This is a genomic window from Streptococcus nidrosiense (genome assembly GCF_042140045.1).
Classification (GTDB): domain Bacteria; phylum Bacillota; class Bacilli; order Lactobacillales; family Streptococcaceae; genus Streptococcus; species Streptococcus nidrosiense.
Genome location: NZ_CP152419.1, coordinates 462,151 through 475,426 on the forward strand (window position 1 = coordinate 462,151; position 13,276 = coordinate 475,426).

The 13,276-nt window shown below is 40.7% G+C and carries 15 protein-coding genes; 11 read left to right on the plus strand and 4 right to left on the minus strand.

Annotated elements, in window-relative coordinates:
• Window positions 1-48: 48 nt before the first annotated feature.
• From AAFQ93_RS02215 to AAFQ93_RS02225, 3 genes are all read left to right on the plus strand, one after another.
• A complete protein-coding gene (locus AAFQ93_RS02215) occupies window positions 49-1,899 on the plus strand; it encodes a nucleoside-diphosphate sugar epimerase/dehydratase (protein WP_001035795.1) in 1,851 nt (616 codons plus the stop codon).
• A gap of 263 nt (window positions 1,900-2,162) precedes the next feature.
• Window positions 2,163-2,588, plus strand: a complete 426-nt coding sequence (locus tag AAFQ93_RS02220) for a DUF805 domain-containing protein (protein WP_223140400.1) — start codon at window positions 2,163-2,165, stop codon at window positions 2,586-2,588.
• Between the two features lie 150 nt (window positions 2,589-2,738).
• Window positions 2,739-3,155 carry a DUF805 domain-containing protein gene (locus AAFQ93_RS02225; protein ID WP_049504842.1) on the plus strand — a complete coding sequence of 139 codons (417 nt, stop codon included), beginning with the start codon at window positions 2,739-2,741 and terminating at the stop codon, window positions 3,153-3,155.
• Window positions 3,156-3,241: 86 nt separating this feature from the next.
• Here the strand turns inward: AAFQ93_RS02225 and AAFQ93_RS02230 are convergent, their stop codons facing one another.
• Genes AAFQ93_RS02230 through sdaAB form a run of 3 tightly spaced genes read right to left on the minus strand, consistent with a single transcriptional unit; the run spans window position 3,242 to window position 5,459 of the window.
• The gene (locus AAFQ93_RS02230) at window positions 3,242-3,883 is read right to left on the minus strand and encodes an HAD hydrolase-like protein (RefSeq protein ID WP_223140401.1); all 642 of its coding nucleotides are present in this window, start codon (window positions 3,881-3,883) and stop codon (window positions 3,242-3,244) included.
• A gap of 23 nt (window positions 3,884-3,906) precedes the next feature.
• The gene (gene sdaAA, locus AAFQ93_RS02235) at window positions 3,907-4,779 is read right to left on the minus strand and encodes an L-serine ammonia-lyase, iron-sulfur-dependent, subunit alpha (RefSeq protein ID WP_223140402.1); all 873 of its coding nucleotides are present in this window, start codon (window positions 4,777-4,779) and stop codon (window positions 3,907-3,909) included.
• A gap of 8 nt (window positions 4,780-4,787) precedes the next feature.
• Window positions 4,788-5,459: an L-serine ammonia-lyase, iron-sulfur-dependent subunit beta gene (gene sdaAB, locus AAFQ93_RS02240; protein ID WP_001191178.1), complete on the minus strand. Its 672-nt coding sequence runs from the start codon at window positions 5,457-5,459 to the stop codon at window positions 4,788-4,790.
• 241 nt (window positions 5,460-5,700) lie between these two features.
• Here sdaAB and AAFQ93_RS02245 point away from each other — a divergent pair, with 241 nt between their 5' ends.
• Window positions 5,701-6,318 (plus strand): LysM peptidoglycan-binding domain-containing protein, encoded by a 618-nt coding sequence (locus AAFQ93_RS02245; protein ID WP_375555490.1) that lies wholly within the window; start codon window positions 5,701-5,703, stop codon window positions 6,316-6,318.
• A 52-nt stretch (window positions 6,319-6,370) separates the two neighbouring features.
• Here the strand turns inward: AAFQ93_RS02245 and AAFQ93_RS02250 are convergent, their stop codons facing one another.
• On the minus strand, window positions 6,371-7,234 hold the full coding sequence (locus AAFQ93_RS02250; protein ID WP_375555491.1) for a helix-turn-helix domain-containing protein: 864 nt from the start codon (window positions 7,232-7,234) through the stop codon (window positions 6,371-6,373).
• 888 nt (window positions 7,235-8,122) lie between these two features.
• Between AAFQ93_RS02250 and AAFQ93_RS02255 the strand changes: the two genes are divergently transcribed.
• From AAFQ93_RS02255 to AAFQ93_RS02285, 7 genes are all read left to right on the plus strand, one after another.
• Entirely contained in the window at window positions 8,123-8,338 is a 216-nt protein-coding gene (locus AAFQ93_RS02255; RefSeq protein WP_375555767.1) for a hypothetical protein, read from the plus strand.
• A 156-nt stretch (window positions 8,339-8,494) separates the two neighbouring features.
• Entirely contained in the window at window positions 8,495-9,616 is a 1,122-nt protein-coding gene (mnmA, locus tag AAFQ93_RS02260) for a tRNA 2-thiouridine(34) synthase MnmA (RefSeq protein WP_375555492.1), read from the plus strand.
• A 21-nt stretch (window positions 9,617-9,637) separates the two neighbouring features.
• Window positions 9,638-10,069, plus strand: a complete 432-nt coding sequence (locus tag AAFQ93_RS02265) for an SseB family protein (protein WP_375555493.1) — start codon at window positions 9,638-9,640, stop codon at window positions 10,067-10,069.
• A gap of 148 nt (window positions 10,070-10,217) precedes the next feature.
• The gene (locus AAFQ93_RS02270) at window positions 10,218-10,673 is read left to right on the plus strand and encodes an NUDIX hydrolase (protein ID WP_375555494.1); all 456 of its coding nucleotides are present in this window, start codon (window positions 10,218-10,220) and stop codon (window positions 10,671-10,673) included.
• An 8-nt stretch (window positions 10,674-10,681) separates the two neighbouring features.
• Window positions 10,682-11,113 (plus strand): NUDIX hydrolase, encoded by a 432-nt coding sequence (locus AAFQ93_RS02275; RefSeq protein WP_375555495.1) that lies wholly within the window; start codon window positions 10,682-10,684, stop codon window positions 11,111-11,113.
• Complete coding sequence (gene mnmG, locus AAFQ93_RS02280) at window positions 11,103-13,019, plus strand: tRNA uridine-5-carboxymethylaminomethyl(34) synthesis enzyme MnmG (protein WP_375555496.1); 1,917 nt, start codon at window positions 11,103-11,105, stop codon at window positions 13,017-13,019. Before AAFQ93_RS02275 ends, mnmG begins: the two co-directional genes overlap by 11 nt.
• Before the next feature lie 89 nt (window positions 13,020-13,108).
• Entirely contained in the window at window positions 13,109-13,243 is a 135-nt protein-coding gene (locus tag AAFQ93_RS02285; RefSeq protein WP_261674327.1) for a hypothetical protein, read from the plus strand.
• Window positions 13,244-13,276 lie beyond the last annotated feature (33 nt).

A 13,276-nucleotide genomic window follows, 5' to 3' on the forward strand; every position in this document is an offset into this window, starting at 1 on the left:
CTTGTAATTACTAGAAAATGTGATTTTGTGTAGGAGGATACCATTCACATGAATAAAAAAATGACAGATTATGTAATTGATCTTGTTGAAGTGTTAAATAAACAACAAAAACAAGTCTTTTGGGGGATTTTTGATGCTGCCAGCATGATTTCCTCAATCATTGTTTCTTATATCTTGTTTTATGGATTGATCAATCCAGCTCCTGTGGACTATGTCATCTATACAAGCTTGACCTTCCTTTTCTATCAAATCATGATTGGATTCTGGGGGCTCAATGCTAGCATTAGTCGTTATAGCAAAATCACAGACTTTATGAAGATATTCATTGGAGTAAGTGTCAGCAGTGTCTTGTCCTATCTCCTTTGCTATGCCTTCTTGCCACTATTCTCTGTGCGTTTCATCGTTCTCTTTATCTTGCTCAGCACCTTCTTGATCTTACTCCCACGTATTACTTGGCAGTTGATCTATTCAAGACGCAAAAAGGGTGATGGAGAAGGGGAACATCGTCGTACCTTCTTGATTGGTGCGGGAGACGGTGGAGCTCTCTTTATGAACAGCTACCAACATCCTACGAGTGATCTTGAGTTAGTGGGTATTTTGGACAATGATGAAAAGAAAAAAGGTCAAAAACTAGGTGGAATCCCAGTCTTAGGATCTTATGAACAGTTACCAGAACTCTCAAAACGTCATCAGATTGAAAAAGTTATCGTTGCGATTCCTTCTCTTGATCCATCCGAGTATGAGCGTATCCTAAAAATGTGTAACCAACTTGGCTTGAAGTGTTATAAGATGCCCAAGATTGAGTCGGTTGTACAAGGATTGCATCCTCAGGTAGGTGGTTTCCAAAAAATCGATATTACGGACCTTTTGGGACGTAAAGAAATTCAACTAGATGAGTCACGCCTAGGCTCAGAAATTACTGGAAAAACGATCTTGGTGACAGGTGCAGGAGGCTCTATCGGGTCTGAGATTTGCCGTCAGGTTAGTCGTTTCAATCCAGAGCGCGTGGTTCTCTTGGGTCATGGGGAAAACTCCATTTATCTGATCTATCATGAATTGATTCGTAGCTTCCAAGGAATTGACTATGTTCCTGTGATTGCAGACATCCAAGACTACGATCGCTTGCTTCAAGTATTTGAGCAGTACCAACCAGCCATTGTTTACCACGCTGCTGCCCATAAGCACGTGCCAATGATGGAACGTAATCCAAAAGAAGCCTTTAAAAATAATATCCTCGGAACTTACAATGTTGCCAAGGCAGTTGACGCCGCTAAGGTACCGAAGATGGTTATGATTTCGACCGATAAGGCCGTTAATCCACCAAACGTAATGGGAGCTACCAAACGTGTGGCAGAGTTGATTGTTACAGGATTCAACCAACGTAGTCAGTCTACCTATTGTGCGGTTCGTTTTGGGAATGTTCTTGGTAGCCGTGGTAGTGTGATTCCAGTATTTGAGCGTCAGATTGCAGAGGGTGGTCCAGTGACTGTGACAGACTTCCGTATGACTCGTTACTTTATGACCATTCCAGAAGCTAGCCGTTTGGTGATCCATGCAGGAGCTTATGCTAAAGATGGAGAAGTCTTTATCCTTGATATGGGCAAACCAGTTAAGATTTATGATTTGGCCAAGAAAATGGTTCTTCTTAGTGGACGTACTGAAAATGAAATTCCGATTGTAGAAGTGGGGATTCGTCCAGGTGAGAAACTCTATGAGGAGTTGTTGGTATCTACTGAATTAGTTGATAATCAAGTCATGGATAAGATTTTTGTTGGTAAGGTTAATGTCATGCCACTTGAAGTTATCAATCAAAAGATTGAAGAATTCCGTGCCTTGCAAGGTTCAGAGTTGAAGCAAGCTATTATCGGTTTTGCTAACGAAACAACTCACATTCATTAAAAAAGAAAAAAGGTATAATTCCTAGCTTCATGTTAGAGGTGAGTGGAATTATACCTTTTCTTGATAACTGCTACTCCTTTACCAATTTTTTGGACAAACTTGTCATTGTTGAACATTTATGGTAAACTAAATTTATACTATTTGAAAATCAAAGTAAATGAGGTCTGCATCGTTTGACTGTACTTAGATATGGTTTATAACGAACTTTCTAATTTGCTCTTTCATTTTCATTTCGTATGAATTAAAAAAATAGGGAGTAACTTATGATTAACGCATATAAGAATTTCTTTAAAGGTTATGTAGATTTTACAGGCCGTTCAACACGCTCAGAGTATTGGTGGATTTGGTTAACAAATATGATCCTCCTTGTCCCTTTTTACTCAGCATATTTTAAGGTGCTAGCAAATCCAAGAAATGAGGCTGCTCTAGTGGCCTTGGGTGGAATTGCTATTATCTACATGATTTTCGGGCTAGCCCTAATATTACCTATGTTAGCTTTGACAGTTCGTCGTCTACGTGATGCTGGTTTCCACTGGGCTCTAATCTTTATCATTTTTATTCCCATGGTTGGACCTCTTGTTCTTTTAGTTTTGTTAGCTATGCCAACGAAACAAGTAGAAGTAGTAACCATCAATGAAACTGAAGAAGTTGTAGAAGTTTCACCATTCGAAGAATCAAACAAAGACTAAGAAGTTTAGGTTTTACAAGTGAAACTGTTTTAGAGTTTTCTTTATATTGTTAAGCAAATATCTAACACTCCCATATCTAAAATAGATTTGGGAGTGTTTTAGAACAATGAGGCTGCTTTATAGTATACAGTTGTTAAAAGGAGAAATATCTTGTTTAGGGCTTATATAAATTTTTTAAAAGGTTATGTAGATTTTGTAGGACGCTCAACACGTCCAGAGTATTGGTGGGTTTGGCTGATGAATCATATCTTGTTCCTCCCCCTGTATATCCTTATCTTCAATAAAGAAATAAACCAAGGTCCTTCTCTGAACTTTACTTTAGTTATATTGGTTGTCAGTATTTATGCCATTTTGGCTCTACTCCTTTTGTTGCCTACTTTAGCGTTAAAGATTCGACGTTTGCGTGATGGAGGTTTCCACTGGGCCTTTATCTTCCTTCACTTTGTTCCAATGGTCGGACGTTTTGCTCTATTAGTTCTGCTAGCCATGCCAAGTAAGGAAGTAGAAATAGTAACAATCAATAGACCTAAAGAAGTTGAAAGCGAAGAAGTTTCCCCTTTTGAATAATTGGACGAGTACGGGGAATGTCATTCTCCTCATTAAAATCAGACAAAAAGCTCCCAAACCTAACTTTTAGGCTGGGAGTCTTTTGTTTAACGTTTTAATTGTAGATGTTGTAAAATGTCTGTTGGCTGGTGAGCAATCCAATCAGGATGATAGGTCATGAGCTCCTTTTCATCGCCAAATCCCCAAGTAACCGCTAATTTTTTAATGCCAGTTTCTTGGGCACCAATCATATCAAACTTGGTATCTCCGATAATAATAACTGTTTCGGGAGTTAGATGATGAGTTTCCAGAGCCTGACGAATAACATCTGCCTTGTGTAGTGCTTGAGGGCTTGAACCATAAATGCCATCAAAGAAGTGGTCAATCCCAAAATTGCTAGTCATGTCAACTGCGGTTGGTGTATTCTTCGTAGTAGTGATATAAAGAGGATAATGCTCAGCTAGTTCTACGAGTAAATCTTTGATATGTGGAAAGAGTTGGGCTTCGTAAACACCCTTTTCCTTATAATAAGAACGATAGAGCTGGATGGCCTGCTCTATCTGCTCAACTGGTAAACAACTAGCAAAGCTGGTTTCTAGTGGGGGCCCCATAAAACCTCGAATTGTTTTGGCACCAGGACTAGAAACTCCAAGTTGGTCAAAGGTATAGGTGAAACCATTATGGATACCGATAGAACTATCCACTAGCGTTCCATCTAAGTCAAAAAAGATAGCAGATATAGATGACATTGATTCTCCTCATAATGATGAAATTATTCGCCGAAGATTTCTTTTTGAAGGCGACGACCTGTAGGTGTGGCAGCGAGCCCCCCTTCAGCAGTTTCACGAAAGGCAGTTGGTAAGCTAGATCCTACTTGATACATGGCGTCAATGACCTCATCAACTGGAATTTTGGATTCAATACCAGCCAGAGCCATATCGGCTGCGATGAAGGCGAAGCTTGCTCCCATGGCATTCCGCTTGACGCAAGGAACTTCAACCAAACCTGCAACGGGGTCACAGATAAGACCGAGCATGTTTTTGATAACGAAGGCGATAGCCTGACTCGCCTGATAAGGCGTTCCGCCTGCAGCTAGAGTTAGGGCAGCGGCACTCATGGCTGAAGCTGAACCGACTTCGGCCTGGCAGCCACCTTCGGCTCCCGAGATAGAAGCGTTGTTAGCAATCACGAGTCCAAAAGCACCTGCAGCGAATAAGAAGTCTAGTTGTTGTTCATGAGTTAAATCCAACTTTTGAATAGCAGCAGTGAGAACAGCTGGAAGGCAGCCTGCACTACCAGCAGTAGGTGTTGCACAGACCAGTCCCATCTTGGCATTGTGTTCATTAACGGCGATAGCATTACGAGCTGCAGACAAGACAGTGAAGTCTGATAGGGTCTTTCCTTTTTTGATGTAGTGGTCGAGCTTTGCAGCATCACCACCTGTCAAACCGCTACGAGATTTCTTTTCACTAAGGCCAAGTTCAACAGAAGCTTTCATAACCTCAAGATTGCGTTCCATGAGGAGGAGAACTTCTTCGCGTTCTCGACCGGTTAGCTCAAACTCGGTCGTAATCATGAGTTCAGCAACATTTCCTTGAAAATCAAGTTCGGCTTGTTGGACTAATTCTTTGATAGAGTAAAACATATTTTCTCCTATTGAAAGAAATTGACATTATGCAAATGAGGAATTTTACGAATCTCTTCGATAGATTCATCACAGTTGCGACTATCAACTTCGATAATCATAATGGCTTTCTCACCAGCTTTTTCTCGGGTTACATTCATTTGGGCGATGTTAATGTCAAAGCGAGAGAGGGCCTCTGTTACGTGAGCGATCATACCAGGAACATCCTGATGAACGATGATAATGGTAGGGGTGTTCATGTTGAGGGATACGGCAAAGCCATTGAGTTCTGTCACCTGGATGTTACCACCACCGATTGAAATTCCTGTCACACTGATGGTCTTGTGCTCATTCTTAACAGTGATTTTCGTAGTATTTGGGTGAGGGGCGTTACTGTCTTTCTGGATGGTCCAGACAATTTTGATGCCACGCTTATGGGCAATTTCTAAACTATTTGGAATTTCTGGATCATCTGTGTCCATTCCTAAGATTCCAGCGACTAGGGCGAGATCAGTTCCGTGCCCTCGATAGGTTTTTGCAAAAGAATTAAAAAGCTGGAACTCGACCTCGGTTGGAGTATCGTCAAAGATAGAAGAGACGATTTTACCGATACGAACAGCTCCTGCCGTGTGACTACTAGATGGGCCAATCATGACTGGGCCAATGATATCAAAGACAGATTGAAAACGAAGTGATTGCATCTGTTTCCCCTTAAAAAGATTCTTAACTCTATTATATCAAAGATTAGATGCAAGCGCTCAATTCCATGATAAAATATCTAAACTCCCCATAAAGCCTATAAAATCAAGCCTTTTGTAACAAAAAGAGGCTATTTAAGTGAAATAAAACATAGTCTTGTAACATTTCTACATAAAACCGTCAAGAAACAGTAATAATAGTAGGGTATGATGGAAATATAAGAAAGAAGGAGAATCTTTTAATATGAAATCAACAACTAACAAAATTAAAACAGGACTTGTAGGAGTAGCAGCAGCGCTTGCTTTCCTTGCACCATCACTTACTTTTGCACAAGAAACAACAACTTACACAGTAAAATCAGGTGACACTCTATCAGGAATCGCTGAAAAATACAATACAACTGTTGAAAAATTGGCAGAAAAAAATAAGATTAAAGATATTCATTTGATCTATGTAGACCAAGTATTGGTTATTGATGGTGAAGCACCAGCAACTTCAGCTACGACAGCAGAAGCTCCAGTAGCAGCACCTGCAGCTACTGAAACAACAACTTATGAAGCACCAGCAGCAAGCGTAACTGTAGCAGAAGAAACTGTTGCTACAACAGAAACTTCAGCATCAACTTCAACTGTAAGCGGATCTGAAGCAGAAGCTAAAGAATGGATCGCTCAAAAAGAATCAGGCGGTAGCTACACAGCTACAAACGGCCGTTACATCGGACGTTACCAATTGACAGATTCATACTTGAACGGTGACTACTCAGCAGAAAACCAAGAACGTGTAGCAGATGCTTATGTAGCAGGACGTTACGGTTCATGGACAGCTGCTAAGAACTTCTGGCTTAACAACGGTTGGTACTAAGAACTGACGAACAAAATAAGATGCAAAAATCGAGGGATTTCCTCGACTTTTTTTATATTTCCTTTGCTTGATAACAGGTCTCTACTTCATTTTTGAGGTGAGATAGCATGGTTGTTTCATCAGTTAACTCCAGAAGGGAGAAGCCCTTTTGAATAAGATGTTCATTACTAGTACAAATACCTATTCGAACATAAGTGATTGCTAAAATATCGTATCTTTTCTTTTTCTTAGCGTCCTCTAGTAAGGTGTAGCAGATTTGTTGACAGGTATTTTTATCTTGGTTGTACAAGTAAATGGTGGACAGATTGAGTAGGATTGCCATTCGTAATTCATATAAATGTCGATAGTTTTTATATTCTTCCAAGCGCTGCAAGATTTGTTCAGTGATGAGGTGGAGGTGTTCGATGGGAAAGCTAAAAAGTATGGTGTTGAGGATTTTTAGGTCGCTTTCATACCATGTATCTTGTTTTTCAATTTTTTCCCAAAGCTTTTTGACCGTTTGTTCCACTTGGATTGAAAGCTGTCCTGTTCCATGTTGACGGATATAAATGACAACTTCCAGCATATCTCTGATTTCCTTTATAGGGAGATCGTGATAGACCTTGAGATAGTCTTGGCATGTTTCAAATAAATTGACTAGACTACTGGTACCAAAGATGGAACTCGTATTGAGATAGGTTTGCATGATTTCTGTTCGCTGGCTTGGCTGATAGAGATGGCAGATGTATTCAAACTCTTCAAAACTCATATTGACTTGATGGAGAAGAAACTCCATGTTTTCATATTTTGGAGTTGCCTTGCCACTTTCAAACTTGGAAAGACTGGTTCTTGAAAGGACCTTTCCACAGACCTCTTCTTGGGTCAATCCTTTTGACTCACGTATGTCTTTATATACTTTTCCGAAATCATAACGCATGTTTTCTCCTTTTCGTGAAAAAAGTTAACAATAAATTGAATTTTATTAAATATATTGTATCATAAGAATATAGAAAGTAAATAAGAGGTATCATGTAGCTAGAAAATAATAGATTGGAGGTTGTTTCAATGCGTAAAAATAAAGATCTATTTCGGGTAATCATTGTCTTTGTGGCAGGGGTTATTTTGATTCTAGCAACACCAGTGTTATTTAGAGTTGTTATAGAACTACTGTCAAAATAAAATCTGCATTGATTAGATTCATTAGGATTTAAAATCATTACATGAGAGCTTCTGGATAAATTTAATTTGCTGTAAGATTTGCTTATTTCATCAATTGCTTTTAGTTAGAATCCTGATTTTTCATTTACCATATTTATATTCACAGAAGTTCTAATCAAGACATTAAAGTGGATATCATGAGAAGAAAATAAGAAAGGTGATTTTATCTATAGTAGGTAGAATCTAAAAAATAAATTATGATTCATTTAAAATTTTATATCAAATCCGTTCTTTGTTCATTGGTATTTTTTATCCTTTTAATTCTTTTTATTAAAAATATATATTACCCTGCTCTAAAGATAACTATTGAAGTTATTATGACGTTTTCGATAGGTAGTCTTTGTTATGCCATTTTTTGTAAAACAAAACGAGCTGCTTTCCTGCCAATTTCGGTTGTTTTATTTTTGCTGACTCTCTATTTGCTGGGAGGATAGTGTTTTAGCAGGAACTTTGTCAGTTTGCATTTTTTTCTTGGAGAAATTCTGACGCTTGAAATCTTAGTGGCTTTAAGTGGAGTAAATTTGCTATCAAGATTTTTCAAAAAAAGAGAAGTCAATAGATTTGCTAGTTGATTATTAAAACGAAAGGTAAAATTGGGATAGTTAAAATGAAACATTTTTTTGCTGGGATTGGTGAAATTCATTTTTTGTCATTTTTATTATATCTAAGCATGTCTACTAGTCCAATTATTGGACTAGTGATTGGACATACTAAAATAAATCTAATAAATTCTATTATTGTGGCTCTTGGCATGATATTGGCATTAATTTTGGTGTTATCAAGGGTGTATAGAAAATATTTTTATAGAGACGATGATGACTAAAGTTTTTATCAATAAAACCAGAGGTTGATAGATTGTCAGCCTCTTTCTTGTCTTCTCTTAGCAAGCGTGTTATAATGAATACTGCTCAAGCGACCTTCAATCGTGAAGCACACACGACCTTCAATCGTGAATAAACGAATAGATGGGAGAACTACCATGAGTGATAACTCTAAAACACGTGTTGTCGTGGGAATGAGTGGTGGTGTTGATTCGTCGGTGACGGCTCTTCTTCTCAAGGAGCAGGGCTACGATGTGATCGGTATCTTCATGAAGAACTGGGACGACACAGATGAAAACGGCGTCTGTACGGCGACCGAAGATTACAAGGATGTGGCTGCGGTGGCAGACCAGATTGGCATTCCCTACTACTCTGTCAATTTTGAAAAAGAGTATTGGGACCGCGTTTTTGAGTATTTCCTAGCGGAATACCGTGCAGGGCGCACCCCAAATCCAGACGTTATGTGTAACAAGGAAATCAAGTTTAAGGCCTTTTTGGACTATGCCATGACCTTGGGAGCAGACTATGTAGCGACTGGGCACTATGCCCGTGTGGCGCGTGATGAGGATGGCATCGTTCACATGCTTCGTGGCGTGGACAATGGCAAGGATCAGACCTATTTCCTCAGCCAACTTTCGCAAGAACAACTCCAAAAGACTATGTTCCCTTTGGGACATTTGGAAAAACCTGAAGTTCGCAGACTAGCAGAAGAAGCAGGTCTTGCGACTGCTAAGAAGAAAGACTCAACAGGAATTTGCTTTATCGGAGAAAAGAACTTTAAAGAATTTCTCAGCAACTACTTACCAGCTCAGCCTGGTCGCATGATGACTGTGGATGGTCGCGATATGGGAGAGCATGCTGGTCTTATGTACTATACAATCGGTCAGCGTGGCGGACTCGGGATCGGTGGGCAACACGGTGGTGACAATGCACCTTGGTTTGTTGTCGGTAAAGATTTGAGCCAGAATATTCTCTATGTAGGCCAAGGATTCTACCATGATTCGCTCATGTCAACAAGCTTAGAGGCTAGTCAAGTCCACTTTACTCGTGATATGCCAGAGGAATTTACGCTAGAATGCACGGCTAAATTCCGCTACCGTCAGCCTGACTCTAAAGTGATCGTCCATGTCAAAGGAGACAAGGCAGAGGTCATCTTTGCAGAACCTCAGCGCGCCATTACACCAGGACAGGCAGTTGTCTTTTATGACGGTGAAGAGTGTCTCGGTGGAGGCTTGATTGACAATGCCTACCGTGATGGCAAGGTTTGTCAGTACATTTAAGAGCTTCTAAGAGGAATGAGAATGTTTCAGTTTTTTAAGAAAAAAACGGCTAAAAAAGAGAAGTCAATGACTCTCTCGGACTATAAAAAAGAGTATTTGAGGGAGAAAACGACAGAGTCGATAGAGGCCTTGTTTAAGGAATTGAAGCAAGCTAGAGTCTGGGTTCCCTTCAATCCTTATCTGATGGATGAGAGTGACGAACAAGAAGGCGCTCGCCTAAAACCGGATATTCTGCAAAAGGGAGATGACTACTTTTATCCTTGCTTCTTAGAAATTCAGGACATCCCCAAGAACTATTATGACCGATTTTCTTGGTTGCAATTGCCTCTTACGGACTGTTTGTTTGCTGCGGAAGGGATGGAGAGTTTTCCTGTGAGAGGGATTGTTCTGGATGCCTTCTCTGACCCAGTTGAGATTGACAAAGGAGCTTTTGAAGCAATTCGCCAATCATAGTACATTTAGATTGACAAATTTTCTCAATTTGCTACAATAATAAAAGCAATAGAAATGATGGTCAAAGCTCATGGATGTTGCAGGCTTTTTTGTCCTGCACTTCTTACGAGTTTTGACTGTTTTTGTGTCGTTTAAGGAAAGGACAAAAATGACTCAACAAGACTTTCGGACAAAAGTGGGAAATACGGTTTTTGGCGTTCGGGCGACAGCTTTGATTGTAAAAGACAATCGCTTGTTAGTCGTAGAAGATGAGGATGGCTTTTATACAATTGGAGGTGCCATTCAAGTGGATGAAGCTACTGAAGATGCTGTGGTTCGAGAAGTAAAGGAAGAACTTGGTGTCGCATCTAAAGCTGTTCAGTTAGCTTTCATTGTTGAAAACCGCTTTGAACAAGCTGGGGTCCACTATCATAATATCGAATTCCATTATTTAGTGGACTTGCTGGAAGATGCACCGTTAACCATGCAAGAAGATGCGAAGCCATTACCTTGCCGGTGGCTTGCTTTAAATGACCTACATACTATTAATCTGAAGCCGGCATTTTTAAAAACGACCTTACCAAATTGGGACGGACAATTACGACACATCCATCTTGAGGAATAGGAGAGAAAATGATGGTTAAGCTTATTGCCCATGTACTTGTTCATAGTGGTGATGATTATTTGCTCATTCAGCGTTCGGAAATTAAAAGAGGACAACCCAACGTTTATCCAACTTACTGGGATATTCCTGGTGGCGGGGTTGAAAAGGGTGAACTTCCGCGAGATGGAGCTCTTAGAGAATGTGTTGAAGAAGCGGGAGTTAAGCTAGACAGCAGTTCGCTCCAGCTTCTTCACGAAGATAGTCAACTGGATACCTCTAAGGATACTGTCTTTACTCGCTTAGTTTATAAAGCAGAGTGGGTTGGGGAGAAGCCAATTATCAGGTTAGATCCTGAAGAGCATACACACTTTAAATGGGTTACTATGGATCAAGCTCTAGAGGAGGAGAAGATAGTTCCTTATTTGCGAGAAATTTTTGAAAGGTTAAGAAATGACTTATAATTTTACGGAAGAATACGATATTATAGTTATCGGTGCGGGACACGCGGGGGTAGAAGCATCCCTAGCAGCTAGCCGTATGGGTTGCAAGGTCTTGCTTGCGACTATCAACATTGAAATGTTGGCTTTCATGCCATGTAATCCCTCTATCGGTGGTTCTGCCAAGGGAATTGTTGTGCGTGAAGTCGACGCTCTCGGTGGGGAAATGGCCAAGACCATTGACAAGACTTACATCCAGATGAAGATGCTTAACACTGGGAAAGGTCCAGCAGTTCGAGCTCTTCGTGCGCAGGCTGACAAGGAGCTTTACTCTAAGGAAATGCGCAAAATGGTTGAAAATCAAGAAAATCTCACCCTTCGCCAGACAATGATTGATGAGATTCTGGTAGAAGATGGCAAGGTAGTTGGTGTGCGTACTGCGACCCATCAAGAGTATGCTGCTAAGGCTGTTATTGTGACGACAGGGACAGCCCTCCGCGGGGAAATTATCATCGGAGATCTCAAGTACTCATCAGGACCAAACCACAGTCTAGCTTCTATTAATCTAGCTGACAACCTCAAGGAATTGGGCCTCGAAATCGGTCGTTTCAAGACAGGGACGCCTCCACGTGTCAAGGCTTCCTCTATCAACTACGATGTGACAGAGATTCAGCCAGGAGACGAAGCGCCAAATCACTTCTCATACACTTCACGTGATGAGGACTATGTCAAAGACCAAGTTCCATGCTGGTTGACCTATACCAATGGTACCAGCCATGAGATTATCCAAAACAACCTCCACCGTGCGCCTATGTTTACAGGTGTGGTCAAGGGAGTAGGGCCTCGTTACTGTCCGTCGATTGAGGACAAGATTGTGCGTTTTGCAGACAAGGAACGTCACCAACTCTTCCTTGAGCCAGAAGGGCGCAATACAGAGGAAATCTATGTCCAAGGTCTTTCAACAAGTCTGCCTGAGGATGTCCAGCGTGAGCTGGTGCATTCCATCAAAGGTCTTGAAAATGCAGAAATGATGCGTACAGGTTATGCCATTGAGTATGATATGATCTTACCACACCAGTTGCGTGCGACTCTGGAAACCAAGAAAATCTCAGGACTTTTCACAGCTGGCCAGACAAATGGTACATCTGGATATGAAGAAGCTGCTGGACAAGGGATTATCGCTGGTATCAACGCAGCTCTGAAAATCCAAGGTAAGCCTGAGTTAATTTTGAAGCGCAGTGACGGTTATATCGGGGTCATGATTGATGACTTGGTGACCAAGGGAACCATTGAACCTTACCGTCTCTTGACCAGTCGTGCTGAATATCGCCTCATTCTTCGTCATGACAATGCCGATATGCGTTTGACAGAGATGGGACGCGAGATTGGTCTTGTGGATGATGAACGTTGGGCTCGTTTTGAAATCAAGAAAAATCAATTTGACAATGAGATGAAGCGTTTGGACAGCATCAAACTCAAGCCAGTCAAGGAAACCAACGCTAAGGTTGAAGCGATGGGCTTCAAACCATTGACTGATGCAGTAACAGCCAAGGAATTTCTCCGTCGCCCAGAAGTCTCTTACCAAGATGTGGTGGCCTTTATCGGGCCTGCTGCTGAAGAGTTAGATGACAAGATTATCGAATTGATTGAAACGGAAATCAAGTACGAAGGCTACATCTCAAAAGCCATGGATCAGGTTGCCAAGATGAAACGCATGGAAGAAAAACGTATTCCAGCCAACATCGACTGGGATGACATTGATTCCATTGCGACAGAAGCTCGCCAGAAGTTCAAACTCATCAATCCGGAAACTATCGGCCAAGCTAGCCGTATTTCTGGAGTTAACCCAGCAGATATCTCCATTCTTATGGTGTATCTGGAAGGTAAAAATCGAAGCATTTCAAAAAATTTAGAAAAAAAGGCTGACTAAAGACAAAGTGCTGAATTCTCTTTTGGGAATTCAGCTTTTTTGATAGAATCGTCCTCCATTTTCGAATAAAGAGAAAAGGAGGAATGACCATGCTGACGGTAGAAGAAAAAAATTTTTTAGACCACTATAAAAATGCTTCCTATCATCGTTTTTATGAGATTGAACGCTTCGCTAGTCTCTGTCAAAAGTTAGACAAATGGCCACCACAGGCTGACAAGATTTAGACTTTTTGATATACTAGAACAAATTAAAACATA